General features: G+C 65.5%; 37 protein-coding genes. 2 read left to right on the top strand and 35 right to left on the bottom strand.

From position 1 onward, the window contains the following. Position 1: 1 nt before the first annotated feature. From EV669_RS09035 to EV669_RS09055, 5 genes are read right to left on the bottom strand one after another with little or no spacing between them, the layout of a single operon-like run. The gene (locus EV669_RS09035) at positions 2-427 is read right to left on the bottom strand and encodes a phage baseplate assembly protein V (RefSeq protein ID WP_132098465.1); all 426 of its coding nucleotides are present in this window, start codon (positions 425-427) and stop codon (positions 2-4) included. Continuing rightward, entirely contained in the window at positions 424-1,458 is a 1,035-nt protein-coding gene (locus tag EV669_RS09040; RefSeq protein WP_132098466.1) for a phage late control D family protein, read from the bottom strand. Before EV669_RS09040 ends, EV669_RS09035 begins: the two co-directional genes overlap by 4 nt. Further along, entirely contained in the window at positions 1,446-1,658 is a 213-nt protein-coding gene (locus EV669_RS09045; RefSeq protein ID WP_132098467.1) for a tail protein X, read from the bottom strand. Before EV669_RS09045 ends, EV669_RS09040 begins: the two co-directional genes overlap by 13 nt. Then, positions 1,655-2,587 carry a phage tail protein gene (locus EV669_RS09050; RefSeq protein ID WP_132098468.1) on the bottom strand — a complete coding sequence of 311 codons (933 nt, stop codon included), beginning with the start codon at positions 2,585-2,587 and terminating at the stop codon, positions 1,655-1,657. The genes EV669_RS09045 and EV669_RS09050 overlap by 4 nt, the downstream gene beginning before the upstream one ends. Beyond that, positions 2,584-5,142, bottom strand: a complete 2,559-nt coding sequence (locus EV669_RS09055; RefSeq protein ID WP_132098469.1) for a phage tail tape measure protein — start codon at positions 5,140-5,142, stop codon at positions 2,584-2,586. The genes EV669_RS09050 and EV669_RS09055 overlap by 4 nt, the downstream gene beginning before the upstream one ends. A gap of 14 nt (positions 5,143-5,156) precedes the next feature. Here EV669_RS09055 and EV669_RS09060 point away from each other — a divergent pair, with 14 nt between their 5' ends. Beyond that, complete coding sequence (locus tag EV669_RS09060; protein WP_132098470.1) at positions 5,157-5,387, top strand: hypothetical protein; 231 nt, start codon at positions 5,157-5,159, stop codon at positions 5,385-5,387. On the opposite strand, the gene EV669_RS09065 is transcribed toward EV669_RS09060, so the two are convergent. From EV669_RS09065 to EV669_RS09120, 12 genes are all read right to left on the bottom strand, one after another. Then, positions 5,359-5,535 (bottom strand): GpE family phage tail protein, encoded by a 177-nt coding sequence (locus EV669_RS09065; protein ID WP_132098471.1) that lies wholly within the window; start codon positions 5,533-5,535, stop codon positions 5,359-5,361. The genes EV669_RS09060 and EV669_RS09065 overlap by 29 nt on opposite strands. Beyond that, complete coding sequence (locus EV669_RS09070; RefSeq protein ID WP_132098472.1) at positions 5,510-5,755, bottom strand: phage tail assembly protein; 246 nt, start codon at positions 5,753-5,755, stop codon at positions 5,510-5,512. The genes EV669_RS09065 and EV669_RS09070 overlap by 26 nt, the downstream gene beginning before the upstream one ends. A gap of 3 nt (positions 5,756-5,758) precedes the next feature. Next, positions 5,759-6,280: a phage major tail tube protein gene (locus tag EV669_RS09075; protein ID WP_132098473.1), complete on the bottom strand. Its 522-nt coding sequence runs from the start codon at positions 6,278-6,280 to the stop codon at positions 5,759-5,761. 10 nt (positions 6,281-6,290) lie between these two features. After that, positions 6,291-7,727: a phage tail sheath subtilisin-like domain-containing protein gene (locus EV669_RS09080; RefSeq protein WP_132098474.1), complete on the bottom strand. Its 1,437-nt coding sequence runs from the start codon at positions 7,725-7,727 to the stop codon at positions 6,291-6,293. A 3-nt stretch (positions 7,728-7,730) separates the two neighbouring features. Continuing rightward, entirely contained in the window at positions 7,731-7,916 is a 186-nt protein-coding gene (locus EV669_RS09085; protein WP_132098475.1) for a hypothetical protein, read from the bottom strand. Beyond that, entirely contained in the window at positions 7,913-8,395 is a 483-nt protein-coding gene (locus EV669_RS09090) for a Gp37 family protein (RefSeq protein WP_132098476.1), read from the bottom strand. Before EV669_RS09090 ends, EV669_RS09085 begins: the two co-directional genes overlap by 4 nt. Beyond that, positions 8,395-8,805 carry a phage protein Gp36 family protein gene (locus EV669_RS09095; protein ID WP_132098477.1) on the bottom strand — a complete coding sequence of 137 codons (411 nt, stop codon included), beginning with the start codon at positions 8,803-8,805 and terminating at the stop codon, positions 8,395-8,397. The genes EV669_RS09090 and EV669_RS09095 overlap by 1 nt, the downstream gene beginning before the upstream one ends. After that, entirely contained in the window at positions 8,802-9,008 is a 207-nt protein-coding gene (locus EV669_RS09100) for a hypothetical protein (RefSeq protein WP_132098478.1), read from the bottom strand. The genes EV669_RS09095 and EV669_RS09100 overlap by 4 nt, the downstream gene beginning before the upstream one ends. A 12-nt stretch (positions 9,009-9,020) precedes the next feature. Further along, the gene (locus EV669_RS09105; RefSeq protein ID WP_132098479.1) at positions 9,021-9,851 is read right to left on the bottom strand and encodes a N4-gp56 family major capsid protein; all 831 of its coding nucleotides are present in this window, start codon (positions 9,849-9,851) and stop codon (positions 9,021-9,023) included. A gap of 11 nt (positions 9,852-9,862) precedes the next feature. Then, the gene (locus EV669_RS09110) at positions 9,863-10,723 is read right to left on the bottom strand and encodes a hypothetical protein (RefSeq protein ID WP_132098480.1); all 861 of its coding nucleotides are present in this window, start codon (positions 10,721-10,723) and stop codon (positions 9,863-9,865) included. A gap of 210 nt (positions 10,724-10,933) precedes the next feature. After that, a complete protein-coding gene (locus tag EV669_RS09115; RefSeq protein WP_132098481.1) occupies positions 10,934-11,416 on the bottom strand; it encodes a phage virion morphogenesis protein in 483 nt (160 codons plus the stop codon). A 36-nt stretch (positions 11,417-11,452) separates the two neighbouring features. Then, positions 11,453-11,695, bottom strand: a complete 243-nt coding sequence (locus EV669_RS09120) for a hypothetical protein (RefSeq protein WP_132098482.1) — start codon at positions 11,693-11,695, stop codon at positions 11,453-11,455. Between EV669_RS09120 and EV669_RS09125 the strand changes: the two genes are divergently transcribed. Further along, positions 11,694-12,110, top strand: coding sequence for a hypothetical protein (locus EV669_RS09125; RefSeq protein ID WP_132098483.1), 417 nt, complete (start codon positions 11,694-11,696; stop codon positions 12,108-12,110). The genes EV669_RS09120 and EV669_RS09125 overlap by 2 nt on opposite strands. 91 nt (positions 12,111-12,201) lie before the next feature. On the opposite strand, the gene EV669_RS09130 is transcribed toward EV669_RS09125, so the two are convergent. From EV669_RS09130 to EV669_RS09210, 18 genes are all read right to left on the bottom strand, one after another. Beyond that, entirely contained in the window at positions 12,202-14,391 is a 2,190-nt protein-coding gene (locus tag EV669_RS09130; protein WP_132098484.1) for a phage minor head protein, read from the bottom strand. Continuing rightward, positions 14,375-14,581 (bottom strand): hypothetical protein, encoded by a 207-nt coding sequence (locus tag EV669_RS09135; protein ID WP_132098485.1) that lies wholly within the window; start codon positions 14,579-14,581, stop codon positions 14,375-14,377. Before EV669_RS09135 ends, EV669_RS09130 begins: the two co-directional genes overlap by 17 nt. After that, positions 14,571-16,148, bottom strand: a complete 1,578-nt coding sequence (locus EV669_RS09140) for a DUF935 domain-containing protein (protein ID WP_132098486.1) — start codon at positions 16,146-16,148, stop codon at positions 14,571-14,573. Before EV669_RS09140 ends, EV669_RS09135 begins: the two co-directional genes overlap by 11 nt. Further along, a complete protein-coding gene (locus EV669_RS09145) occupies positions 16,141-17,457 on the bottom strand; it encodes a phage terminase large subunit family protein (RefSeq protein ID WP_132098487.1) in 1,317 nt (438 codons plus the stop codon). Before EV669_RS09145 ends, EV669_RS09140 begins: the two co-directional genes overlap by 8 nt. Next, on the bottom strand, positions 17,454-18,224 hold the full coding sequence (locus EV669_RS09150; RefSeq protein WP_132098488.1) for a DNA adenine methylase: 771 nt from the start codon (positions 18,222-18,224) through the stop codon (positions 17,454-17,456). Before EV669_RS09150 ends, EV669_RS09145 begins: the two co-directional genes overlap by 4 nt. Next, on the bottom strand, positions 18,214-18,741 hold the full coding sequence (locus EV669_RS09155; protein ID WP_132098489.1) for a phage protein Gp27 family protein: 528 nt from the start codon (positions 18,739-18,741) through the stop codon (positions 18,214-18,216). Before EV669_RS09155 ends, EV669_RS09150 begins: the two co-directional genes overlap by 11 nt. Beyond that, positions 18,741-19,076: a DUF2513 domain-containing protein gene (locus EV669_RS09160; protein WP_132098490.1), complete on the bottom strand. Its 336-nt coding sequence runs from the start codon at positions 19,074-19,076 to the stop codon at positions 18,741-18,743. Before EV669_RS09160 ends, EV669_RS09155 begins: the two co-directional genes overlap by 1 nt. Before the next feature lies 1 nt (position 19,077). Beyond that, on the bottom strand, positions 19,078-19,398 hold the full coding sequence (locus EV669_RS09165; RefSeq protein WP_132098491.1) for a cytoplasmic protein: 321 nt from the start codon (positions 19,396-19,398) through the stop codon (positions 19,078-19,080). Further along, positions 19,382-19,690, bottom strand: a complete 309-nt coding sequence (locus EV669_RS09170; protein WP_132098492.1) for a hypothetical protein — start codon at positions 19,688-19,690, stop codon at positions 19,382-19,384. The genes EV669_RS09165 and EV669_RS09170 overlap by 17 nt, the downstream gene beginning before the upstream one ends. Further along, positions 19,687-20,175 carry a hypothetical protein gene (locus tag EV669_RS14060; RefSeq protein WP_165922735.1) on the bottom strand — a complete coding sequence of 163 codons (489 nt, stop codon included), beginning with the start codon at positions 20,173-20,175 and terminating at the stop codon, positions 19,687-19,689. Before EV669_RS14060 ends, EV669_RS09170 begins: the two co-directional genes overlap by 4 nt. Then, positions 20,172-20,654: a lysozyme gene (locus tag EV669_RS09180; RefSeq protein ID WP_132098494.1), complete on the bottom strand. Its 483-nt coding sequence runs from the start codon at positions 20,652-20,654 to the stop codon at positions 20,172-20,174. Before EV669_RS09180 ends, EV669_RS14060 begins: the two co-directional genes overlap by 4 nt. Before the next feature lie 83 nt (positions 20,655-20,737). Beyond that, positions 20,738-21,082, bottom strand: coding sequence for a Mor transcription activator family protein (locus EV669_RS09185; RefSeq protein ID WP_132098495.1), 345 nt, complete (start codon positions 21,080-21,082; stop codon positions 20,738-20,740). Beyond that, entirely contained in the window at positions 21,069-21,248 is a 180-nt protein-coding gene (locus EV669_RS09190) for a hypothetical protein (protein ID WP_207913832.1), read from the bottom strand. Before EV669_RS09190 ends, EV669_RS09185 begins: the two co-directional genes overlap by 14 nt. Next, on the bottom strand, positions 21,241-21,663 hold the full coding sequence (locus EV669_RS09195) for a hypothetical protein (RefSeq protein WP_132098497.1): 423 nt from the start codon (positions 21,661-21,663) through the stop codon (positions 21,241-21,243). The genes EV669_RS09190 and EV669_RS09195 overlap by 8 nt, the downstream gene beginning before the upstream one ends. Next, on the bottom strand, positions 21,660-22,160 hold the full coding sequence (locus EV669_RS09200; protein WP_132098498.1) for a hypothetical protein: 501 nt from the start codon (positions 22,158-22,160) through the stop codon (positions 21,660-21,662). Before EV669_RS09200 ends, EV669_RS09195 begins: the two co-directional genes overlap by 4 nt. Continuing rightward, the gene (locus tag EV669_RS09205) at positions 22,157-22,600 is read right to left on the bottom strand and encodes a regulatory protein GemA (protein ID WP_165922736.1); all 444 of its coding nucleotides are present in this window, start codon (positions 22,598-22,600) and stop codon (positions 22,157-22,159) included. Before EV669_RS09205 ends, EV669_RS09200 begins: the two co-directional genes overlap by 4 nt. Further along, a complete protein-coding gene (locus EV669_RS14065; RefSeq protein WP_165922737.1) occupies positions 22,581-22,805 on the bottom strand; it encodes a hypothetical protein in 225 nt (74 codons plus the stop codon). The genes EV669_RS09205 and EV669_RS14065 overlap by 20 nt, the downstream gene beginning before the upstream one ends. A 79-nt stretch (positions 22,806-22,884) precedes the next feature. Further along, positions 22,885-23,334 (bottom strand): hypothetical protein, encoded by a 450-nt coding sequence (locus tag EV669_RS09210; RefSeq protein ID WP_132098500.1) that lies wholly within the window; start codon positions 23,332-23,334, stop codon positions 22,885-22,887. Between the last annotated feature and the right edge of the window lie 91 nt (positions 23,335-23,425).

The following is a 23,425-nucleotide window of genomic DNA, read 5'->3' on the forward strand; positions in this document are numbered from 1 at the left end:
ATCAGTTCAAGTCGATGCGCGGCGCGCGCATGATGATATGCGTATCCGACACGATCTCGATGTCGCCCACGCAATGAATGAACAGCTTGTGCGACGCCCGGTCGTAATCAATCAGCGTGCCATCGTCGAACACCACATGATGCTTATCCACGCTCGCCACCGGCGCCGGGTCGCGCTCGCTGTAAATCGCCCCCAGCACCACACCTTCCTCGCCCGCACCATCCAGCAGGCAGGCCACCTGCTCGCCCACGTCCGGCAGGCAATAGTGCTTGTCGCGGTGCGTCTTCGGGTGCGGCACATGCAACCAGTAGCTCTCCAGCCCGTCCAGATCAGGGAACTGCACCCGCACCCGGCAGCCAGCCTCATCCAGCGCCGTCACAAACCCAAAGCGCAGCGTCGGCGTCGACTCTTCGCGTGTCTCGCTCATGCCCCAGCCTCCCGCAATCGCTTCATCGAAAGGGACGTGGCATAGCCGCCACCCACATCAATATCGTGCCGCGCTTCCAGAATCACATAGCGCCCGTTCAATTTCGCCAGGCCGCGAATGTCGACCGCAGCCCCGGCAATCAGCGCCGGGTCGCCCATCAGCGTACACTCGAAACTCGTCTTGTCTGCCTCATGCCGCTCCTGCATCGCCTGCGCCTTGGCCTTCGCCTGCTCCGGCGTTTTCGCGCGCACCACCTTCTTGTCGGCATCCTTGGCCGCCACCGTATTGGCCGCCACCAGCTGCCCGCCCTCGACCTTGTACGTCACCAGCTTGCCGGTTTTCGGGTTATGGTGCGCCACCTCGCTCCTGGCCGGCACGTCGGTAATCCGGTCGCGGTAGCTCCAGCTCGACAAATCCTCCGGCCACAGCTCACGCACCACACCCTCAGCCAGATCGGCCAGCCGCGCCACCGCCAGCGTCTTGTTGTTGTCCGTCAGCTTGGCGGCATAGCCATATTCGCGCAGCAGGCGCACCAGAAACTGCCAGTCGCTTTCCTGGTACTGCGTCACCCGATCCAGCTTCACCGCCTCGATCTTGCCACGGCGCACAGCCCCCAGGCGCTTCGCCACCTGGTCGGCAATCGCAGAGAGCGTCGTATTCTCATAGGCGCGGCCCTGGCGGGTGCGCACGCTCTTGGTGATGCCGGTCGCCAGCGCCCGGATACGCACCGTCATCGGCGGACTCTCCACCGCCACCTCATCCACCTCGAAGCGCCCGGCAAGCTGAAGCGGCGCATGGGTGTAGCCAAAATGCGCCACCACCTCCATCGCCTTGTCCGGATACCAGCCATCCAGCCACTTGGAAATGCTGTGATGCGTTTCCGCCAGCTCGATGTCCAGGCTATCCGCCTCGCCGTTCAGCCGGTCGACAAAAGAAAACCGCACCAGGTACGGCGACAGGTCGGCAGTGATGTCCCGCCCGTTGTACTCAATCACCACCTCGGGCGAAATCGCTCGATTCACCGACGCCACGGCGGCACCCCGTTCGTATTATTTGCAACGTCCCGCGCCAGCATCGGCACCGTCAGGCGCAGCCCGGAAGGCAGCACGGCAGTGGCCGGCGCCTGCGGGTTGGCCTCCATCAGCCGCGCCACCTGGCGCACGTCCCGGTAATACCGCCAGGCAATCAAGTCCCAGCGCTCGCCCGCCTGGGTGATGTGCGTGAGATTCATACCGCCACCCCGCCCAGATCATTGCCGCGCACCGCCACCCGCGCCGCCAGTTTCGCAAGCGACGCCCCGGCCTGGTCGGCAAACCACACCGCCTGCCCGGCCCGATCCGCGGCAGAAGACAACACCGCCAGCGGGTCGCCCGATTGCAGCCAGCCCGCCGATTCTTCCAGCGCCGCCCGCGCCCCGTTGAAGGCCGTCGCCACCTGCGCCGCCTCGGTCGCCACCGCCGTCACGCCGGACAGGGTTTCAAACGCCGCCGCCGGCAAGGCCGCCGCCGCATCCAGCAGCCCGCCCGCCTTACCCGCCACCAACGACACCGCCGCCGGCGGATTGCTGGCCGCCAGGCTCACCAGCGAGCGCACCTCCGACGCCGCCGCCGCCACCTGGCCCACCGCCGAAACCGCCTGCGACACGGCAGACGCCGTCCCGGAAAACGGCCCGGCCAGCGCGTCGACCGCAACCGCACCAGCCACACCCTGCCCCGCCCCCACCGGAATCCGGTAGCCCTGGGCAATCACACCCGGCGGCTCGGGCAGCGCCGGGTCGCCGATGTATTCCTTCAACTGCACCTCGGCCTCAAAGGCAATCGCCACCCCCGCGCCGTCCGTCTGCGTCGACATCACATCCAGATCGGTCAGCACGAAAACGCCGCGATACTCGCCGGACCCCAGCACAAACGCCACCGGCTCCGCGTCATCCATGATCCGCTTCAGCCGCGCCAGCTCCTCGGCCGGCTGGCACCACTGCGCATGCAAGAGCACCCGCATCTTCACCTCATCCGGCGCAAAACCCGTGTGCTGCAACAAGCCCTTGCGGCCGATCAGCGCCTGCTCGGCGTAGTGCGCCGAAAAGCGCATGTCCAGGCCATCCAGCCAGGCGATGATCTCAAGCTCCGTCTCACCCAGCACCGCATAGATATTGCCGCTCATTTCACACCTCTGCGCTGCTTGTCCGCCTCATAGCGGCGCATCATCTTTTCAAACTCCACCAGGCTCATGGACAGCGCCTTTTCTGCCTCCTGGCGCACCGCGCCCGCCTCTGAATTTGTCGCATGGATTGTGAGCACGGGCGCGTAATGCACCACCATGCCCGCGCTGCCGCCCGCCGCCACGCCAGGGCGCGGCATCGCCGCATCCGGCACGCCCGGAACCGCCGCCCCAGCCACCGACACCGAAGCCGCCGCCGCCATGCCCGCCGCCGCCTTGGTCACTGCCCCCAGCTTGGCCGTCATGCCCAGCGACAGCCCCTCGGACAGATTGCCGCCCATCTCGGCAAAGACGCGGGAAGGCGAGCGAATGCCCAGCATGCCCTTGAAGGTATCGCGCACCGAAGCGCCCACCGACTTGATCGCCTCGCCGGCTGCCGCCAGCTTCTGCTTGATGCCGTTGATCAGCCCGGCCACAATCTCGCCGCCCAGGCGCAGCATTTCCCCCGGCAGCGCCAGCAGCTTGCCCGGCAACGACAGGAACAGGCGCACCGCGCCCGCAACCGCCTGGCCGACACGCACGCCAAAGCGCTCGGCTGCGCCGCCCGTATCCTCCACCGGCTTCAGCAGACCACTGAACCAGCCGCCCACCTTGGCGAGCAGATCGCCAATCGGTTTCAGTACCGGCGCCACGGGCGCAAACGCCGCCTGGATCGACGCCCCAATCGGCGCCAGCCCAGCCTTCAGACCGGACCACAAGCCCTTGAAGAAGCCAGCAATCGGCCCCCAGAATTTGTAGACGAGCAGCGCCGCCGCCGTCAGCGCCAGGCCAATCGGGTTCATCAGCACCGCCCGGCCCAGCCACATCACCGCCTGGCCCGCCAGGCGCAAGCCCATCACCAGACGCCCGGCCAGCAGCCTGGCGACCTGGCCGATCCGCGCCCCAAAACCCACAAACGCCCCAGACTGCCACAAGCCCTTAAACCACAGCACCCGCCCGCCCACAGTCAGCAGCGCCCTGCGCAGCCTGTTCAACGGCGACAGCACCAGAAAATTCACCGCCCAGCCCATGCCCAGCACCGCCAGCTTGCCCGCCGTCAGCGCCAGCCCGATGCCGACAATGGTTTTCACCAGGCCGGGGTTCGCCTGCGCCCACTCGCCAATGCCTTTGATCACCGGCGCCAGGCCTTCCATGATCGACACCAAGGGCGGCAGCAGGGCATTGCCAATCGACAGCCCGATGTCCTGCGCCAGAATGCCAAAACGCTTCATCTGCTCCTGGCTGCCCGCCATGCGCTTGGCAAAATCATCGCCCAGCATGTCCTTGCCGCCGGCCGCCATCGCCCCTTCTTTAATGCGCTTGAACGCCTCCATGTCGGCAATCGCCGGCCGGATGAAGCTCATGGCCTGCATATCCTGGAAGAGGGCACCCAGGCCGTAGGATTCCGACAGCGCCTTGACGCCATCCATGTCGCCCGACTTGGCCGCAGCGTCGAACCGCTTCACCGCCCCCTCGCCGCCGACCTTCTTCATATAGTCGCGGATGATCTCCAGCATCGCCATCATCGGCGTCATGCCCTGGGCGCGAAGCTGGATCAGGCTGCCTTTCAGATCAATCCCGGCCTTCTCAAAATCCTTCAGCGTATCGGGCGCCGTCACCTTGGACAGGAAGTTGCGCAGATTATTGGCCGCCTCATCCGAAGACCCCGCCCCCTTCCTTGCCACCTGCAAGGCCGCGCCCAATTCGGCCACCGCCTCCTTGCCCGTCACCCCCATAGCCTGCATCATCGGCGCCAGATTCGGCATCCACTTGGCCATCTCTTTCAGCTCGAACTGGCCCTGCTTGCCGGCATAGGCCAGCATGTTCAACGCCGCCTCGGTATCCTGCGCCCCGACATTCAGGTTGTTCTTCAGCGCCACGAACACATTGCCCAGATCCTCCACGCTGGCCCGCGTCGCCGTCGCCGCCTTGGCCAGAATCGGCGCATAGCGCTGCAACTCTGCCGACGAGGTAATGCCGGAAGCCGCCAGCGCCTGAAGCCCGGCGCCCACCTCCGTCGCGTGCTGGTTGTACTGCCGCGCCGTATCGCGCAACACCTGCCCCAGCTTCTGCTCTTCCGCCCGCGTCATCTCGCCGGTAATGGCAATGTCTTTCACCAGGTCTTCCAGCGCGGCCGCCATCTTCACCGACGCCACCACCGGCGCCCCCACGGCCAGCGCCGCCCCGGCGGTTTCCCGCATGGCAGAGAGCTTCTCGTCGCGCCCGGCCTTAAGCGCCGCGCCGCGCTCCATCGCACGGTTCAGCGCCTCGGTCTTCTGCCTGATCTGATCCAGCGTGCGCCCCAGCGCCTCGTAGCGCCGATGCAGCTCACCCAGCGGCCGCCCCGGCGACGCCATCGCCCGCGCCATCACGCCGCCAAGGCGCTCATGCCGGGACTGCAACCGCTCGGCCACCGCCCCCAGGTCGGCCACCGTCTTTTTGGCGCCACCCAGCACCGCCTGGAAGGACCCGGCCAGCGCCGCCCCCACCACCAGCTTGAGTCCGATTTCAGATGCCATGCTATGCTTTCCCGATGGATAAAGAAGACCGCGCCGAAGCCATTGCCACCGCCCTGATCTGGCTGATCGGGCTGGCCCTGTTCGCCTGGAGCTGGCAGGTGAGCGGCTCCTTCATCGCCGCCCTGATCGTCACCGCCGTCGGCGGCTTCTTTCTGGTGCTGCTGGCCGGCCCGCTGGTTGCGGTCGCGGCCTTCCTGCTCAGTCTGGCCGCCGACCTCATCTGGCCGCCTCGTTCTCGGCCTTGATCTGCTCCGCCGCCAGACGGCACCAGCTCAAAAAATCATCCACTTCCAACCCGTCGATCTCCGAAGGCGGGAAGCGGAACCAGCGGGCCAGCAAGCCGGCCCCCTTCCAGAGGTCTGCCGGGTTAATCCAGCATGCCGCGAAAGGCATCTTGCAGCGCCTTGTAATCGGCCAGGTCCAGCTCCAGCACATCCTCGGGCAGCAGGCCGGCAAGACGCGCCAGCAAGGCCACCTCCTGATCCTCCTGACTGGCGCCGCCCTTGGACGCCTCGCGCAGATCGGCCACCTTGGCCCGGCGCAGGGCCAGCTTGTCCAGCACCTTGCCGGAGGCCAGTTGCACGGGATATTTGAGACAAATTTCCTGCGTCATGGCTTAACCCCCGATGTTGGCGCGGTAGCTCGCCAGCACATCCCGGCCGCCCGCCTTGTAGATATTGGCCAGCACGTCAATCTCGGTGATGTCCTCGCCGCCCACCGTCAGCTTCATATAGGTGGCGATAAACTCGGACTCCACTTCCACGTTGTCGTGCTGCTTGAAGTTGCCGCCCGGAATGCTCTTGAAGATCACGGTCAGCAGCGCCACCACCGGCTTTTCCTCGGTGCGGCCCTGGCTCGAATACACCTCCACCGAACCGCGCACCTGGAGCTGCACGCTCTTGAACGGGTTGGCCGTCTTCTTCAGCGCATCCGCATAAAGAGAGGACCACTTGATCTTGCCCTCCAGCTTCTCGAAGCCGGCAAAGGCTTCAATGGTGCCCACCATGCCCAGCGCCTTGTGCTCGGCCATCTTGGCCTTGAGCACCGGCAGATTCACCTCGTCGGCGCGGCCCAGCATCGAGCCGCCGTCCAGATAGACGTTGGCATTGGTCAGGCGATTAATGGAAATCTTGCTCATGGCCTACTCCTTATTGGCCGCTGCCCAGACCGCGCAGCAGCTCGATGTCGATGAACGACTCAAACGTGATGCGCTCGGCAGGCGTGGGCGGCATGAAGGTGATGTCGAAAGTCAGATGCCCCAGGGCAATCTCGGTGGGCGGATTCTTCGCCGGGTCGTAGGTGCAACTGCCGTCGATCAGCGCGCCCCGGCTCACCAGGGTGCGAATGAAGGCATCCACGCTGCCCTTGATGGCGTCGATCAGCGCATCGTTGATCGGGTAGTCGATGAATTGCAGCATCGAATACTCCACCGACTCGTGCAGCACGTCCGCCGTGCGGCGCACATTGATGAAGTTCTTCGGGTGGGTCATGGACGGCCAGGCAGCCGAACGGTTGCCCCAGGTGCGCAGCCCGGTGCCGAAGCTATTGAACAGCGTTACGATGCCGTTTTCGTTCAGCAGGTTGGCCTCCGACTGCGGATCATTCACCCGTGCCGTAATCGCCCGCTCCACACCCGTGATGCCCATGATCTCGGTGTTCGACGGGCTCCACCAGTAGCCGTTTTCCGTGTCCTTGCGGCAGATGACGCCCGCCAGGCGCTGGCTGAAGGGCTCCAGCCGCTCGCTGTCGGTGGCCTGGTCGTAGACCTTGAGGTGCGGATAGCACAGGATGGCGCGCTCGGAGCTGGTGTTGAAGTTGATCGTGCCCGCCGGGCCACGGCCTTCCACCGCCTGCTGCACCGTCACCCCGATGGGGGCGTCCAGAATCGCCATGGCCCGCAACTTGTGCGCCATCGCAATCATCTCGGTCGAAATCGACAGCAGGGTGCAATACACCGGCGCCAGCACCAGCTTGGCGTCGAAGCCGAAGCGGTTATAGGTATCGTCCAGCGCCTGGATGCCGGTCCGCTGGCCGCCTGCCGTCACCGTGCCGATCACCTCGGCAGGCGTCACCTTGGCCGGGTCGACATACTCATAAGCCACCTTCAGGCTGGCGCCCGCCGCGATGTCGCCGGTCTTGACGCGCACAATCTCGCCCTTTTCGGCGTCGACCGTGTAATCGTCATTCAGATCGTACGTCGTCAGGCCGTCCGCCGACTTCACCACGACAGCGCTGACATAGGGGTGCGCCAGCGCCGCGCGGCTGGTGATGGTCGAGAGCGCCACCACCTCTTCCGGCACCGCCGTGCGATGAATCGCCGGGTCGCACACGTTGATCACGATCACCGTACCGGCGCCCTGGTCGAAGATGGCGTCCAGCGCCTGCGGAATGGTAAAGCCTGCGGCCACGGCGGCATCACCAAACTGCACCGCATCGCGCGTCGACAGCACGATCACCGGCTCATTCACCGCGCCGGTCGGCGCCGTGCCGATCAGACCCACCACCGCCGTCTTCACCTGGCGGATGGGGCGCGGCCCCTTCATGATTTCGATGGTCTCAACACCATGCAGAAAATTCGCGGCCACGGCTCAAGCCTCCTTCTTCTTGGTGGCCGGCTTTGCCGCCTCGGCCACCCGTTGCAGATACCCCTGCGCCTCCAGGGTTTGAGTCAATGCCGACTCGGGCAGATCAACCTCACGCCCAGGCCACAGCAGCACCTCGGTGCCGTCGGCCAGCGTCACGCCCGATGCCGGGCCGTTGTACTTGAACTTCATTCCACGATCTCCTGTTCAAAACCGTAATCGGCCACCACCCGGGTGAGCGCCGGCCCGCTATCGCCCTCGGCATCCTCAACGGCCAGACTCTCCGCAGAAAACACCAGCTCATAAATCCAGTTGCCCGCCTCCTGCGACACAAAGCGCTCGGAGGCAAGCCGCAGCTTGCGGCAGTCCGGCAGGCGCTGCCCCAGGAGCGCCAGGCGCACCGCGTCGGTAATCGCCAGCGCCCCGTAGGCGTCATGCAGCGTGCGCGCCACCACGGAAATGCCAATCGACAACTCCCGCGCCTGCGCCACGATGCCGGTATCCACCACCTCGCCATAGCGGCTGCCCCGGTAATCCACCAGGAGCGCCGCACGCGGATGATTCATGCGCCAGGCAGCAGGGTTGTCCGGGTACAGCTCCACCGCCACGCCGGGCACCTGGGCCTTCAGACGCTCGGCCGCCGCCAGCAAAATGGCCTTGGTCGTCGCCATTAAAATTCACCCCCCACGAACACCCGCCCCGGCGTCGCCGCCTTCGGGCTGCCCGCAGGCGCCGTCGTGCCCAGGCGCAGGTCGCCGGCTGCAATCGCCGCCAGCGTCTTCCGGGCCGCATCGCACTCGCGCCGCACCGCCTCGGGAAAATCCATTCCCTCCGGCCGCCGGGCGTACAGCCGGCAGCGCGCCAGGCTCACGCACAGATGCTTGATGATGGCCGGCGCAGGCACCGGCAACACCAGCCCGCCATCGGCCAGCGCCGCATCAATCTCGGCGGATGCCGCCGCCAGCATCTCGCCAATCACCGTCGCATCCGGCACCGTCGCCATCGGATCATCCGCACTCAAACGCAAGAGCGTTTCGGGCGGAATCGCCAAGGCGAGGTCGGATTGCAGGGCGTAGGTCACTCAGAACCCCCGTTGCCAGCGGTTGCCCCGGCCTTGTGCCGCGTTTTTTTGCCTTGGGTAATACCAACACCCACCCCGGCATCGTTTAACGCCTTGGCGGGGCTGTTTTGCGTTTCTGCCGTTTTTTCACCATCGACCGCGGAAACCGCCCCCTCGGGGGCAGCCTCCGGGTTATGGTGGCGGCGCAAAGTTCCGATGCCCATGACCACCCCCTCTTACTGAGTCACCAGCTTGACCACCGGCAGCGGGCTGTCCTGGAACATCGCCGTGGCAAAGATGGAATCCGCCGTGATGACCGTGGTGCGCTTGATGGTGTCGCGCTCGGTCTCCACGTTCATATTGCGCTGATACCACAGCCCCAGGGCGCCCTTCTTCAGCAGCAGGTTGCGGTAAGTGTTGGGCGAACCGGCCACCGTGGTGATGGCATCCGACACGCGGATCGGCACGCCGTAAACCTGGCCCACCACGCCCTTCTCGATCACCTGGTCGGCCTTCTGGGTCAGGGTCTTGAACTCCGGGAGCTTGATCAGGTCGCGGTAGACCTTGGAATGCACCACCAGGCCGGAGATATTCACCGAGGCGTCATTCCACTTGCCGATGGCGTCCACGATGTCGTTCAGGGTGATGGTGCCGGCGGCCGTATGTTGCAGGCTGCTGGTTTCCGCTGCCACGATCAATTCGCGGTCGGCGGCGCGGGCGGCATAGCGGGCGAACTGGCGGGCCACTTCCTTCAGCGGGTCGTCGTAGCTGGCCAAGAGCGCCTCGTCGGTCACCTCCACGCCACGGGCAAACTTCTTCACCGTGGCCGTCGCAGCGGTGGCCGCGATGTTGGCCACCGGCATGGCACTCCCCTCGGCCACCTCGGTAAAGTCGCCAATGGTGCCCCAGCGCGGAATCTTGATCGTATTGCCGGGGCCGCCCTTCAGGTTATCCAGCACAGTGACGGCATCCGAACCCGCCAGCGCAAGCTGGCCGGGGATTTCGGCGGCAATCATCGCCGCCAGCACTTCCGGGATGATCACATTCGAGGTCGTGGTTACAGGCATGGTCGTGCTCCTTATTCAGTAAGGCCGGCAGCGCGGCGGAAGGCTTGCGGGTCGCGCTGGAACAGCGCGGCGGCTTCGTGGCCGCTCATCTGTCCAATCGGCTTGATCTCGGCTTCCGAATGGTCAGCAGCCGCCTCGCCCATCGGGATCACGGCAGGCAGGGCAGAGAGCGCCTCGCGGAAGACTTTCACCAGCGGCTCCTGTTGGCCACCCTCGGCAAAGTCGGCAGAGGATTCGGCCAAGTAGTCCAGCGTCGCCACCATGGCCGGCGCCACGCCGGGGGTCAGCTTGCCGGCCTTAACCAGGGCTTCGGCAAAGGCCGCGTGCTCGGCGTGCGTCGCCGCGCGCTTCTGTTCATTGAGCGCAGCCGTGGCCGCCTCGGCGGCCGCCTTGAGGCTGGCGTTCTCCGCCTCGATGGCGGCAAGCTTGGCCTTGAGTTCAGCCAGCTCGGGGGTTTGGTCAGACATTACGGGGTCTCCTTGCTCGGATTGCTTGCGACAAACTTCTTCAAATTCCGCCACCCCGTCACCCTCCGACAGCGTCACCGGCGCCAGTCCCTTAACGGCAGGCGCAGCACCGCCCAAGAGCCCGACATGGCGCAGATACAGCACGCCAGGCACGGGGTTGGCCGGGGATTCGGGGAGATACAGTGAAGCGGAAATCTTGCGGTACATGCCCACGCGGATCGCGTCGGCCAGCAGAGGGTCGATGGTGTCCACCTCGGCAAACAGGTCGTCGCCTTCGGCCACCAGACGCGCCACCCAGCCATAGGCCGGTGTGTTGTCCTGCGGGTGGCCGATCACCAGCGGCGCAGCAAAGCGGGCCGGGTCGTAGGCGGCCGCCATCGCCGCCAGCTCGTCCGCTGTATACAAGCGGGTGATGCCGTTGCCCGACGTGTGCAGGCCAGCCTTAAAAATATGCAGCCGGGCCACGGGTTGCCCCGGTGCATCCGGCTGCCAAGGGCCCGCACTCGCGTCGAAAGAGGAAATCAGGGAGGGGTGCGTATACATGCCGCCATGTTGCCGGCGGCGGGCATCTTGCTGAATTAAAGGGATTTACCCCTTATCCACAGCCCGGAGAAATCAGGCCAGATCGGCCAGCACATCCTTGATGTAGTCGGTCAGTGTTGCCAGGGCAGCCCCCTGGGCGGCCTTGTCGTCGGGGAAGAACGGGCGGGCCGGAATGTCGCCCCACGGAATGGGCGCGCCGCGCCGGGTCTGGCCGAACTGCCCGCGCTTGGCGCCGTACTGCAACACCGCCGCCTGAACGCCGCCCGCCGACACCAGCACCGACTGGCGGCCCTGAACGTGGTGTGCCAGGCGCGCATCCTTGAAATTGCCCGAGTCGATCAGCGGCTTGTCACCGCGTTTCCTGAGCAGCGTGGTCGGGCTGTTGGGCGCAAACGGACGCCCCGCCCAATCCTTGCCCGCCTCGATGCCGGTGCGCGTACCTTCCACCAGGCGCTGCCCGATGCGGTCCAGCGCCGGGCTCATGTCGCCCAGCCGCGCCGCCAGCTTGTCGAGCGCCTGCTTCAGCGCCCGGTCGTCGAGTTCGAGACGGATCATGCAATTCGACGGGGGCGCTGCCCCCCGTTTTTCATTTCAGCCGCCATGCTGCTTCAGCCCCTTCACCACCAACGCCACGCCGCGCTGTTCGCCTTGCTTGAAAGCCTCGGCCAAAGAAAAGCTCAAGCCCAAGGCCAGCGCCGCCGGGTCCGTTTCCTGAATAATCCTCAACCACCCTTCCCGCGACCGCCACTCATCAACCTCGCCTTTTGCGCAGCGCAAGGCATACTCACGAACCTCGCACGCTGCATCAGTCACTTCTCTCGACAATCTAATCATGACCACTCCCTCAAACATTGAACGTTTCAACGAACTGACGGCAAGGATTCTTGCCGACCTTTACCAGGCATTCCCCATGCCGAGCGAAGTGTTCTCCGCTCACTACGCAACAGCACCCGAATACGGCACGGAAGGCCAGCCCGATGAGGCGACCGAATTCTTTGCCGCCACCATTCGCTGGCTGGAGGCGTCCGGCTACATCCGTATCGGCACGGACCGGGGCTTTGTGTTTATGGATACCGTCCTCACCCCCAAGGGCCTCGAAGCCCTGTGCGTCACGCCCCGTTCGCTCCAGGGCGAAGCGCCGCTGGGCGAGCGCCTGTCTGAAGCGCTCAAGTCGGGCAGCAAATCCCTGCTGGCCGAAACCATCAAGGCCGTGCTGGCCGCTGGCGCTTCCCGCTGGTTTGGCGGGTGAGCTATACTGATCCTGGCTGAGGCATGGTGTACGCCGACGGGTAAGGGCAGTCCGCATAGGATGATGATGCTGGTTCGAGTCCAGCCCCATGTCACAGCCACCCTTCCAGCAGCGTGTAGCCCTTGCCGATACTGCTGGCAATGCCTTCCACATCCACCGTCTGGCCGGTTTCAACGATGTTCATCTCGCCGGCCTTCTTGCCCCGGTAATTCACACGCACCACCAGCTTCTTGGCGTCGCCTGGCGCGTCGTAGATCAGTAGCAGCGCCGGGCCTTCCCTATGGGTTTCGTCCAGAATCACCGCCTGCGGGTTGCGCAGATGGCGAGGCAGATCGCGGAACCACGTTGCCGGCAGCTTGTGCCCCTTGGCATCCCGGAAGGCGTGCGCAATGTCCCGGTCGCGGATGGCGATTTCTGCGGTCGACGGCATCACCCCGGCGGTTTTCATGCGGGCCACCCACTCGGGCTTCATGGCCCCCACCACCATCCATTTGCCTTCAGGCCGGGCGCGGCTCGCCAGCGCCCGGTCAAAGAAGCCGCCAAACTCGTCGGCCAGTTTATCCAGGGGCAAATCCTTGCCCAGGTAAGCGCCCACCTCGGCAGGCAGCTTGGGCACCTTGCCGGCAAGCTGGCTGATGGAATCCGCCACCGTCCCGCCCGGCATATACCCCCAGCCCTTATCAATCCCCACCGGCTCGCCGGTCTTGGGGTTGATCTCATCCCAGCCCTCCGGCAGCGGCTTGTTCATGTCGCCGCCCAGGCGCTTGGCCGATGCCGGGCCATCCACGCCAAGAACACGGCAACGGCAATTGCTAACCACTAGCCCGCCCGCTAGAATCAATCCTGTTTTCGTGGAGAAATCATAGACATGTCCAGCCCAATCGTATTGCCTGACGTCGACCACTTCATCCGTCGCTACCAGTCCGGCGTTAGCCTCAAGCAGCTTGCCGAAGAGACCGGATATTCCCGCTGCGCCCTCTCCAGAATCCTGCGCCAGCACAACATCCCCGTCCGGAACAGAAGCGACGGAATGCGCGCCAGGTGGGAAACCGAAAAGACCACGGGCGACTGGCAGGCCCGCCTGATGTCCGCCGCCTGGGCCATTGCCGATGCGCGAAACGACGACATCGAGCGCAAGGTCGTTTCGATGTACCGAGCTGGCAATGTCAGCCAGGCCGCCATTGCCCGCCGTCTTGGCCTGGCAAAGCCCACCGTCGGCGGCATTCTGAGAAAGAACGGCATCGCCAATGATCGCCGCCTGGTTCGCCGTGCCGCCGGCAATGTTGGTGGATTCAACACTGCCAGCCAGTGCGCCATAGAAACCGGGTTTGCCGCCGCCATGTCCCAGCGCGGCATGGACTACATCCACCAGCATGCCGTCGGCACCCGCAATGTGGACTTCGCCTTCCCCGCTGCCGGCGTCGCCGTGGAAATCGTCCGCCGCCATTGGAATGACGCGAAATCCCTGCGCCGCGAGCGCCTGGAACAGATTGTCGGCACGGGCTGGCGGCTGTGGATTGTGTACGATCCCAACCAGCGCGGCATTGATGTCGACGCCTGCCTGAATCATCTGGTCGCCTGCCTGGACTTCGCCCGCAGCAACCCATCCGCGCCCGGTCAATACTGGATGATTGACGGTCAGGGCAATCCGCTTGCTGCTCGCCGTCCGCAACTCCACCATCTGGCCGCGATAGAAGAACCGCTGGCCTAAACGGGCATCGGCCCGCACCAAGGTGTCACCAGGGAAGCAATTCCAGCCATTGGGCGGGTAGTGCGTCTGCCAGAAAGCATCGTCCGCCGGGCGCACCACGCCGTTCAGCGCCTGGTGATGCGGGCGGGGGTGGCGCACCGAGTCCGAATGCTTGTACATCCAGTAGCGGTAGCCGCCGGCCTTCAACTGCGCCAGGCGCCCGGCGCTGTAGCTGGTCAAGAGGTTGGTTTCGTAAATCACCCGCGTGCGCCAGGCTTCGCCCGCCTTGCTGCCTTCGCCGGTCCAGCCGTACCAACCCCGGTCGCTCACGATCTGCTTGAAGCGATTCCTGAACTGCGCCAGCGTCTCGCCCTGGGCAATCGCCGCATCCACGGCGCCGGCCAGATCAGCCAGCAGGTCGGCCTTGGCCGCCCCCGCCACCATGAAGGCGCGGTCGTGCTGGCTTTTCCATAGATCGCGCCAGGTGGCCGTCGGCACCTGGTTGCCCAGCTTGCCGCGAAAGAAGGCCACCTGCTCGGCAAAGGGTCGGCGCAGGGCAAAAGCCAGCTTCGGATCAGAGGCCACGGGCATTGGCCCACTCCCAGTCATCCCGGCATTCGGCATCGCACCAGCGGGCGTTGTCTGTCACCACATGGCCGCACCACAGGCAAAAGCCCGTCGGCTGCGCATCCTGCTTGCCGGCAGCGCGGCAGATTTCCGCCACGGCGGCACTCGCCATCATCGCCACCAGGTCGTTGGCGCGGTCGATTTCATCGGCCATCGCCGGACTCCTCTTTCACATCCAGCCGCCCAGCCAGATCGGCGGCGGCAAAGCCCATCGCCATGATCTCGGCCAGCTCATCCGTGGGCAGGTCGCCGTAGGCGGACAGCAGGCGCTCACGCAGGGCCTCCAGGCTTTCCGCCTCATCGGCCAGGGCCTGCACCCGCTCCAGAATCTCCTCCCAGGCAATGCGGGCCTCGGCCTGCATCTGGGCCACCTGCGCCGTCACCGGCGTGGGGTCGGCGTCTTTCGGCTCGGCGTGGATGGGCGAACCCGAAGTTTCCGCATGGTTCGCCAATGGCTTCGCCGCCGGTTCGCCAGTCGGATTGTTGCGGCCAACGGGCTCGGGCTTGGGCTTTTCTTCCCACTCGCCGCCATAGGTCTCGGTCAGGTATTTCAGACTGGGCACAAAGCCCATGTCGAAGATGGCCTTGTCGCGCACGATGCGCCGGTCCAGGTCTTCGTCGTCAAAGACGCGCCACACCTGCGGCACGGCGGCGCCGGGGAAATTCCACTCGGTGAGCCAGGTCGACACGCTGTCGCAGAAGCTGGCCGAAAGCACGTCGGCATCGGCCTGTAGAATCGCGTCCTTCACCCGCTCGCGCTCGCTGTCGTTGCCCAGCTTGCCGGCGGTGCCTTCCACGGTGGCGGTCTGCCCCAGGGAAACCTTCAGGATGGCGCGGTCCATGGCGGCAATGAAGCCGGCGTGGTCCGCCGTGCCGGCGCGGGTCGCCTCCAGCAGCTCGGCCGCCATGCCCTCGGGCAGGATCACCGTGGAATCGCGCACCACCGCTTGCAGGGCTGCCAGCAGCTTGTTCTGCTCTTCCTCGCTGGTGCCGCCGGGATAGCGCCCAAGCACCGTCGGGGTGCCGAACTTTTCCAGATAGACGGCCCAGAAGCGCAAGGCGTTGCGCTTCATCCACACCGGCCAGTAGAGGTAGTGCGCCAGGCCCAGCCCATAAGGCGCATCGAAATGATCAGCGCCGAAACGCGCCACCCAGAACTTGCGCTCCGGCAGCAGCTCGCCCGGCCAGGGGTTTTCCAGGGTCTTCAGGCGCAGGCGGGATTCGCCGTCGAAGCCGAAGCGGCGGCGGTTCCTCACGCGAATGTCCGCAATGCCCACCTTGCCACCGTCGGCCCGCCAGATGACCTCCGCCACGGAGAAGCCGTAGAACACGCCCGATAGCATCTGCGCCGTGACGTTATCCCATTGCAGCGCATCCAGCTCGCCCTGGAGGAAGTCGGCGGCGGCCTTGTCGATGGCCCGCTTGCCGCCCGGCCGCACCTGCCAGGGGCGGGCAATCACGCCATGCACGCGCTGATTGACGGCAGCGCGCACGGTGTCGTCGCGGATCACTTCATCATAGGTGCGGTAATCGCCGCCGCCGCGTTCGAGCAGCACCGTGTCATCCACGGGGGCCAGTTGCAGCGGGTAGAGCCAGCCACGGGTAATGTCGCGCCCGTCCCGGCTGGCGGCAATCTCCTGCTTGTCGGCCTTCGTGGCCGCAAAGTCGGCCACGGCGCCCGGCGCTGGCCGTCTGGAGCGGGTTTTCGTTGGTTTAGCCATAAAAGCCTTCCCAGTTGCTGTTGTAGGGCAGGCCGGCGGCTACTCGCTGGCCGGCGCTCTTGAATTCGATCGGCACGCGCGGCTGGTGCGCCGCTGCGGTCGCCAGGGCAATCGCCCAGAAGCGGTCGGCGTGGCCGTTCTCGCTGCGTTCCGCCACCAGGCGCGGCGCGCCCGTGGGGCCGGCCACCCGCTGCACGCTGTGCAGGTCTTGCCGCAAGGTGGTATTGCCCACCGGCAGGCGCAGGCGCTTGTCTTCCATGCGCTCCTTCAGGGCCGTCGCCATGTCGAGCTTGCGCGCCACGGAGAACAGCACGCCTTCCACCCGGTAGCTGCCATGCCGGCGCTGCGCTTCCTGTACCGGCATTTCGCCCAGGCCGGTCTGGTCCAGCGCGGCGCGGGTGACGCGGTAATCCCGCATCACGCGGTCGAGCGTCGCCAGTTGTTCCGCAAAACTTGTCGCGCGCAATTCGATCAATTCCCGCAGCCACAGCACGTCGCCGACCTGCTCCAGCACGGCAATCACCGTGAGGTCGCCACGGGCGGCAAAGTCCATGCCCACATACACCGGCCCGCCCTGGTACACGCCGGGGGCGTCGGCATCCTCGCAGCCGTCGATGAGGTCATAGGGCAGCCAGGCGGTAGCCTCGTCCACGAACTGGCACTCGAACTCCTGCGCCCAGGCGATGGGGTCGGCCATCGCGCGCTTGAGTTCGTCCACGTTGCGCGGCAGGCCGTCCGCCACGGCGTCGTGGATGGTGACCACGTGCCGGGAAAACAGGCTGTCCGGCGCGGTCATGATTTCGTAGAACTTGTCGCCCCGCCCGTTGGGGGTGGAAATCACCCGCAGCTTGAGGTCAGGGCGCGAGACCACCGGCAAGAGCGCCGTCCAGATGGCGCGGTTGTCCTGGTGGTGGGCAAATTCGTCGAGGATCAGGTTGTCGCTCATGCCGCGCGCGGTGGAAGGCTTGGCCGCCACGGCGCGGATATAGCTGCCACGTTGCCCGATGCGCACCACGTGGGCGAGCTCGTCCACATCCAGCGGCTCATCCAGCGCCTGGAACGCCTGCCCGATGGCGCGCAGGTGCAGCTTCACGCCATTGTCCATCGCATCCAGCGCCCGGTCGCGCGAGACGGAGAGGATCGTCCAGCGCGACACCCGCCCGGCGGTTTCCGCCTCCAGCACGTCCAGCACCGCCTCCAGGGTGGTGGTGAAGGTCTTGCCCGTCTGGCGGCTCCACATGCCCGCCTTGAAGCGGGCATCGTCGGCCAGATAGCGGCGCTGGTAGGGGTAGAGGATGGGGGGGCTCATGGCGCGATCACGAGCTCCACGTAGTCACGCTTGGCGGCCTGATTCAGCGCGCGCACACGTCGCACCTCCTCGATGTGGCAGTCGCGATAGAGGTCGCGGATGAGGGGATGATCGCCGTAGGTCAGTATCCAGCGTCCGCGCACGGATCGCAGCCGCTCGCGCAGCGCGGCGTGGTCGTCAGCGCTGAAGGCGTGGTCATAGATCTGCTGGTCGCCGTCCGCATAGGGTGGGTCCAGGAAAAACACCGTTCCCTCCCCGTCGTAGAGGTCGATCATGCGCTGCCATGGCAACTGCTCGATCATGACGCTTTGCAGACGCTGCGATACGGCGCGCATCTGGTCGACAAGCTTCGGGATCGGCTTGGCTGGGGCTGTCTTGCTGACACAGAAGCCGCGCCCGGCTCCACCCTGAAACCCTGAGTGCCGAACCATGATCCAGCGTGCCGCGCGCTGGATGTCAGTCTCGCCTGGATGCGTCGCCCGCCACCGTAGCCGCTCGCCGCGGTGCATGAGCATGAAGGACAGCTCGCGCTCCAGTTCGTCCGGGTGGTATTTGGCGCAGCGCATCACGTTGGCGAGTCCGCCATCGATGTCGTTCCAGGCCTCGACCTTGCTGCGTGGCTTGGCCAGAAGCACCGCGCCCATGCCGCCGAACGGCTCGACGTAGCAGGTGTGCTCGGGCAGCATGGCGATGATGCGGCGCGCCAGCCAGCGCTTGCCGCCCACGTACCTCAGAAATGGTGTTACCGGCTTGTGCTCACCCGCCATACAACCCCTCCCTTACCGCTCTAAGCGTCTCGGCATCGAGCGTGCGGCCGGCGCGTCCGGCCTCGCGCTCGATGGCGTCCAGTTTCGTTTTCACTTCATCGGCCCACTTCTTTTGTCCGATGCTGGCCCGGCTGGCCTCGGCAATCGCCCGCGCCGCCTGGCTTAAAATCTTCACCTGGTCGGCGGGGTCGGCATCCTGCGCTTCGGTCACTCGGGTCATGGCCTCAAAGAGGCTCGATTGCACCATCCGCAGCACGGCCGCGCTGTGCTCGTCGGCTTCATCGGGGGCGGATTGCGCAATCAGCCGCGCCGCCTCGGTGCTGGCCTTGATGCGCGACATGACGTTTTGCAGGCGCTGGTCGTAGCGATGCACGGCGGCATGGCTGATTTCAAAGCCTTGCTCCTTCAGCCAGGCCGACAGCGCCATGTAGCCGCCGTGGGTCTTGTCCAGCAGCAGGCGCTCTAGCTGGGTTTTCAGATCGGCAGGCAGGCTGTCGATTTTGGGTCGGCGGGCCATTACGCGCCCCCCAGAATGATTCTGGCAAGCTGCCCGATGGCATCCATCGTCAGGGCCACGCCACGCCGCTTGGCCTCATCCTTGATCTGCTGAAAAAATCCTTCTTTGCGCAGGATTTCCGCCAGGTCGTGCCCGGCCCACGTCAAGCCCATCAGCCGATCAGGCCACACCTTCGGATCGCCCTTGACCAGTCCGGCCTCTGCAAGCATCCAGAAATACTCAACCGCTTCGTCAGCCTCAAGGCCAGGGATGTCATCCCGGCCAACGGAGCGCCCCTTGGGCGCATCCTCAACCGCCCGGAGCACGGCGCGAATCTTGTCCCAGTCGCGGCGCATGTCACCACCTCGGCGGGCGGGCGATGTCGGGCGGGCAGTCGGCGCGGTATTCCACCAGGCTCTCGCCCTCCGCCGTCAGTTCCGCCCACCACACGGGGCCGCTCTTGCCAATCGCCACCAGGCCGCGCTTTTCCAGGCTGCACAATTCAGCGCGCACCTGGTCGGCCGTGGAGCGCAGCAGCACGTCACGCGCCGTCATCAAGAGCACATGCTCATTCACGCCATAAGGCCGCCCGTGCCACAGCGCCGACAGCAGGATCCAGCGCAGCGCCTCGCGCTCGGCCCGCGCCATGTCGATGGCGGCATCAATTCTGTTTTGCATTCATCACCCCCCGGATGTCGATCAGCACTTCGGTCAGGCGGTCGATCTTGGCGTTGATCGTGGTGTATTCGCGGATCGCATCCTCGCGCCGCTGGTAATGCAAGGGCAGTTCCGCCATCAGCCGTTCAAAGCGGCCTTCCAGGTCGTCGATACGCTTCAAACGGGTTTCGATCTCGTCGATCATGCGCCCGGCAAACCACTTCAACAGGCCGAACACGCCCCCCAGCACGATGCCGGAAACGCTCAATAGCCAGGTAATGGGGATGCCGTCGGCAATCTGATATTCAGTCATTGCGGCCACCCGTCGAGGAGGAGCCGGACATCGGCGGCATGGCCGTCAGCCTGCTGCGCCAGATCAAGATATGTTGCCGCGCACTCGCCGAGTAGCTCTCGGGCGGGATCGGGGTTGAGACCGTCGGCGCCGCCGGCAGCGAGGGACAGGCCGTAGGGCTGGGCAAGGGTGTCGCGCAGCCGCTCAAGCTCAGTGCGAGCAGCGCGATGATCGGCGCGCACCCGCGCCAGGGTTTGTTGATGCGCATGGGTTGCCTCATGGATTCGCGTTTGAAAAATCCGCTCCTGCGCCCGCGCCGCTTCCTGCGCCGCCGCACGCGCGGCCTCCAGTTCGCTGCGCAGTTCGGCCTCGTGCCGGGCGCTCTCCAGCCGCACGTTATCCAGGCGCACGGCCTGAACAAACCAGACGGCGCACCCCGTGACCGCCGCCGCCAGGAGCGGGGTCGCCCACGGGCGCCAGCTTGCGACAATGGATACTGGCGTCATGGCCGCCCCTCCGTGCACAGTTTGAATTCATCCTGCCGGCGCCTGACCAGCCCGGCCATGACCCGGCCGCCCGCCCGGTTCCACTTGAGGATTTCGGCGCAGGCCGCGTCGTAGTTCGGCGGGGTTTCTTTCAGGCGCTTGACCAGCGTCGACCGGCAAAAGGCGCCTGTGCCGATGTTGTAGGTCAGCGAAACGTAGGCGTCCCACTCATGCGGGTAGAGCGGCACCGGCCCCAGGCAGGCTTTCATCTCGCGCTGCATGCGGTCCACGTCTTGCCCCAGGCGCACCAGGGCACGCTCCACCGACATCTTGTCGCCGCGCGCTACCTTGCGCCCATCGGCATGGGTGGTGCTGCCAAAGCCCACGGTCTGCACGCCCACGCCGTCGTCGTAGGCGGTTTCCCGGTAGCCTTCGTGCACGGCGATGCCGATCAGGCCGGCAGCCGACAGGACAAGAAAGGAGGGGAGGAGTCGTCTCATGCCGTCCATTCTGGCGGCATGGACTGAGCGGGCTGAATTAAAGGCGTTTAGCCCGTTTCGCCAGGGCAAGGCAGGGTGGCGGATTACAGGCCCAGCTCGGCCTGGCGCTCTTTTTTGTCTTTTTCCCGCTGGCGGGCAATGATCTGATAGACGTACTGCACGGTGATGCCGAACTCGCGGGCCAGTTGCCGCTGGTTGTGCCCGGTGAATTTGCGCCACACCTCGATGTCGCGGCCATGCGCCGCCAGGCGGATGTCTTTGGGCACGTAGAAGTATTCGCCGCCGCAGGTTTCCAGCACCCGGCGCAGCACGTCATAAGCCGCCTGGTCGGCAGCCTCGGGGGCAAGCCCCAGCACTTCGGACAGTCCGGCGGCGATGGATTCATGCAGGATCACCGCGCCTTCGGGCAGGGTCTCAGGCAGCGGCATGGGTCGCCTCCATGCGATAAAACCAGGTGTTGCCCTCGCGGCGGCAGGTAATCGCCAGCCCGTTGTCACGCAATTCGGCAATGCAGGAATTCACGGCGCACACACCGGCGCCGATGATGATGTCGAGGGTGGAGTATTCTCGCCCGTCGGCGAGCAGATCAGCCACGCGCCTTAGGCGTGCGGAGTTTTTCAGGCGAGCCGCTTTCATGGCTGTGGGGCATCCTCAGCTTTTTGGTGATGCTGGCCAACATCACCCGCGCCCTCTCGCGGTCTGCCTCCGTTGCCGGAGGCGCATGGAGTTTAAGCGGTTCCGGACGCGCCGGCAATGCCTCCAGCAAGTGCTTGGGGGCAGGCCAGCTTTCACGCACTCGCGCCAGGGTCATGAACGCCGTATGAAACCTTCCGGCATCCAGCGCTTCATCGTAGTCGCCACTCGCAGCAAGTGTTTCCGCCCAGATGCGCGTCACTTCGCCCATTGCCACGCCAGCCGGCGAGCCGTCGAGATTCAGAAGGCGCAGCCGCTCCATGTGATACTTGACGATCTCACCCAGCCAACGAGGAACTTTGACGTGGACCTTCACTCGTCATCTCCGAACGATACATTCCTGATAGCCATAGCCGCTTGCTCGGCGGCAGTGATGCGCCGGCCAGCAGCGGGAGCTGATCGCCTTACCGCCTCTTCGTGCATGCGCACCGCCAGTGCATCAACAAGCTGCCCGCCAGCCTGGACTGGCATGGCAGCAGGCATCCCTTCCAGCACCCGCCGCAGGTAGTTGTGATTCTTCATCGGCACCGCGCCGGACTTGGCGCGAATTGCCTCCACCGTCTCGGCCATGGCCGCAGAAAGTCGCAAAGAATCCGCGCAAAGCGCCAGCGCCTCACGCGCCAGGCGCAGCGCCCTGTCGTTCGACAGGTCGCGCTTTTCGGGGCGGAACAGGCCCAGATACTGCACCAGTGCGCGGGAAGCTTCGCCCGGCAGGTTCGCCAGAATACCCAGCAGCTCGCGCCCGGCCTCGTCCTGGCACACCGCCTCCAGGCTGATCTGGCTGTGGCACACGGGGCAGCGTCCCAGCATCATGATTCACCCCGCTTTGAAAGGCTCTTCTGCCAGCGCTTCAGCCCGGAAATCACGCGGGTCGCGCCATCGCGGGACAAAAACCGCACCGCATCCACCCCCGCCGTTCGGCCAACGAAGCTCGCCAGCCGGCCATCGTCCAGGCCATCCGCCCAGCCAAACGACAGGGCCAGGCGCTCGATCTCCGCCCACTGGCTGGGCGTGGGCCGCTCCCAGCCGGCACCGCCGCGCGGCTTCGGCCCCGGCACGCCAATCTGCACGCCCTTGCCCTTGTAATGCCAGAGTAGCCGTCGCAGCTCGGTATCCGTCATGTCGGCACAGCTTTCCTTGCCCACCACGGCCCGCTGCACGGCCTTGCGCTCGTCGTCAGACAGGCCGGCCAGCACGGCGGCCTTGTGGGCCAGCCCGATCAGGGCGCGGCGCTCAGGCGTTGCGGCAGGCATCGTAAGCCTCGGCAGCGGGTTCGTAGGCAAATTCCGGGTCGCACAGCACCCGCGTGGCCAGCATGGCGGCATCGCCCGCGCCATGCACGGCAATCCGGCGCAGGGCTATTTCGTAGGCGGCCGCCCGGTGCAGCACGCGATCAACCAGCCGGGCGTCCTGCTCGGTGGTCATGCCTTTGTTGATACGATCAACCAGGGTACTCATCATCTTCTCCAGTTCTCCAGCCAGTCTGGCGAATGCCCCGCCCGCAGCACAGGCGGCAGGGCATTGACCCGGCGGGCTGTTACTTTTCGGCCAGGAATTTCACGCTGGTGGACTTGCCCACCTTCAGGCAGGCGCGGATCGACGGCTGCAAGGGGTCGTCGGCATCGCACGCCATCTCCACCAGGCGCGGCTCCGGCTTATAGACGGCCTCGCATTTCACCAGGTCGCCAAAGCGCTCGCCCAGCACCGCCGCCAGCTTGTCCGCATCGCCAATCGACACCCGCTCGGACTCGGAAACCACCACCCGGCAAACCCCCTTGATCACCAGGCTGTTGCCCACCAGCGCCTCGGCAAGCTGCGCCTTGATCGGCTTCAGTTCTTCTTCCAGCGCAGCAATCTGCTTCTGGATGTCCCAGCCCTTCATCCCCAGCCGGATCAGGGAAGGATCGGCCGCGCTCACCTCGCCGGTTTCGCGCTCAACGATTTCTGCTGCCACCACGACCTCATCTTTCAGTTTGGCTTTTGCCATTTCGATTTCTCCAAAGCCCACCCCGGCCAGGGTGGTGATGCCCTCAGATACCGGCCCGCTTGGTGGGCCTGGCTGGAAACATGACTCGGGT

The organism is Gulbenkiania mobilis (assembly GCA_004346645.1).
GTDB lineage: Bacteria > Pseudomonadota > Gammaproteobacteria > Burkholderiales > Chromobacteriaceae > Gulbenkiania > Gulbenkiania mobilis.

Excerpts from the sequence above, each read along its gene's own strand:
- EV669_RS09035 (WP_132098465.1), bottom strand. The coding sequence starts at position 427 with ATGAGCGAGACACGCGAAGAGTCGACGCCGACGCTGCGCTTTGGGTTT.
- EV669_RS09045 (WP_132098467.1), bottom strand. The coding sequence starts at position 1,658 with ATGAATCTCACGCACATCACCCAGGCGGGCGAGCGCTGGGACTTGATT.
- EV669_RS09050 (WP_132098468.1), bottom strand. The coding sequence starts at position 2,587 with ATGAGCGGCAATATCTATGCGGTGCTGGGTGAGACGGAGCTTGAGATC.
- EV669_RS09055 (WP_132098469.1), bottom strand. The coding sequence starts at position 5,142 with ATGGCATCTGAAATCGGACTCAAGCTGGTGGTGGGGGCGGCGCTGGCC.
- EV669_RS09060 (WP_132098470.1), top strand. The coding sequence starts at position 5,157 with ATGGATAAAGAAGACCGCGCCGAAGCCATTGCCACCGCCCTGATCTGG.
- EV669_RS09065 (WP_132098471.1), bottom strand. The coding sequence starts at position 5,535 with ATGCCTTTCGCGGCATGCTGGATTAACCCGGCAGACCTCTGGAAGGGG.
- EV669_RS09070 (WP_132098472.1), bottom strand. The coding sequence starts at position 5,755 with ATGACGCAGGAAATTTGTCTCAAATATCCCGTGCAACTGGCCTCCGGC.
- EV669_RS09075 (WP_132098473.1), bottom strand. The coding sequence starts at position 6,280 with ATGAGCAAGATTTCCATTAATCGCCTGACCAATGCCAACGTCTATCTG.
- EV669_RS09085 (WP_132098475.1), bottom strand. The coding sequence starts at position 7,916 with ATGAAGTTCAAGTACAACGGCCCGGCATCGGGCGTGACGCTGGCCGAC.
- EV669_RS09090 (WP_132098476.1), bottom strand. The coding sequence starts at position 8,395 with ATGGCGACGACCAAGGCCATTTTGCTGGCGGCGGCCGAGCGTCTGAAG.
- EV669_RS09100 (WP_132098478.1), bottom strand. The coding sequence starts at position 9,008 with ATGGGCATCGGAACTTTGCGCCGCCACCATAACCCGGAGGCTGCCCCC.
- EV669_RS09105 (WP_132098479.1), bottom strand. The coding sequence starts at position 9,851 with ATGCCTGTAACCACGACCTCGAATGTGATCATCCCGGAAGTGCTGGCG.
- EV669_RS09115 (WP_132098481.1), bottom strand. The coding sequence starts at position 11,416 with ATGATCCGTCTCGAACTCGACGACCGGGCGCTGAAGCAGGCGCTCGAC.
- EV669_RS09125 (WP_132098483.1), top strand. The coding sequence starts at position 11,694 with ATGACCACTCCCTCAAACATTGAACGTTTCAACGAACTGACGGCAAGG.
- EV669_RS09120 (WP_132098482.1), bottom strand. The coding sequence starts at position 11,695 with ATGATTAGATTGTCGAGAGAAGTGACTGATGCAGCGTGCGAGGTTCGT.
- EV669_RS09130 (WP_132098484.1), bottom strand. The coding sequence starts at position 14,391 with ATGCCCGTGGCCTCTGATCCGAAGCTGGCTTTTGCCCTGCGCCGACCC.
- EV669_RS09135 (WP_132098485.1), bottom strand. The coding sequence starts at position 14,581 with ATGGCCGATGAAATCGACCGCGCCAACGACCTGGTGGCGATGATGGCG.
- EV669_RS09140 (WP_132098486.1), bottom strand. The coding sequence starts at position 16,148 with ATGGCTAAACCAACGAAAACCCGCTCCAGACGGCCAGCGCCGGGCGCC.
- EV669_RS09145 (WP_132098487.1), bottom strand. The coding sequence starts at position 17,457 with ATGAGCCCCCCCATCCTCTACCCCTACCAGCGCCGCTATCTGGCCGAC.
- EV669_RS09150 (WP_132098488.1), bottom strand. The coding sequence starts at position 18,224 with ATGGCGGGTGAGCACAAGCCGGTAACACCATTTCTGAGGTACGTGGGC.
- EV669_RS09155 (WP_132098489.1), bottom strand. The coding sequence starts at position 18,741 with ATGGCCCGCCGACCCAAAATCGACAGCCTGCCTGCCGATCTGAAAACC.
- EV669_RS09160 (WP_132098490.1), bottom strand. The coding sequence starts at position 19,076 with ATGCGCCGCGACTGGGACAAGATTCGCGCCGTGCTCCGGGCGGTTGAG.
- EV669_RS09165 (WP_132098491.1), bottom strand. The coding sequence starts at position 19,398 with ATGCAAAACAGAATTGATGCCGCCATCGACATGGCGCGGGCCGAGCGC.
- EV669_RS09170 (WP_132098492.1), bottom strand. The coding sequence starts at position 19,690 with ATGACTGAATATCAGATTGCCGACGGCATCCCCATTACCTGGCTATTG.
- EV669_RS14060 (WP_165922735.1), bottom strand. The coding sequence starts at position 20,175 with ATGACGCCAGTATCCATTGTCGCAAGCTGGCGCCCGTGGGCGACCCCG.
- EV669_RS09180 (WP_132098494.1), bottom strand. The coding sequence starts at position 20,654 with ATGAGACGACTCCTCCCCTCCTTTCTTGTCCTGTCGGCTGCCGGCCTG.
- EV669_RS09185 (WP_132098495.1), bottom strand. The coding sequence starts at position 21,082 with ATGCCGCTGCCTGAGACCCTGCCCGAAGGCGCGGTGATCCTGCATGAA.
- EV669_RS09200 (WP_132098498.1), bottom strand. The coding sequence starts at position 22,160 with ATGATGCTGGGACGCTGCCCCGTGTGCCACAGCCAGATCAGCCTGGAG.
- EV669_RS09205 (WP_165922736.1), bottom strand. The coding sequence starts at position 22,600 with ATGCCTGCCGCAACGCCTGAGCGCCGCGCCCTGATCGGGCTGGCCCAC.
- EV669_RS14065 (WP_165922737.1), bottom strand. The coding sequence starts at position 22,805 with ATGAGTACCCTGGTTGATCGTATCAACAAAGGCATGACCACCGAGCAG.
- EV669_RS09210 (WP_132098500.1), bottom strand. The coding sequence starts at position 23,334 with ATGGCAAAAGCCAAACTGAAAGATGAGGTCGTGGTGGCAGCAGAAATC.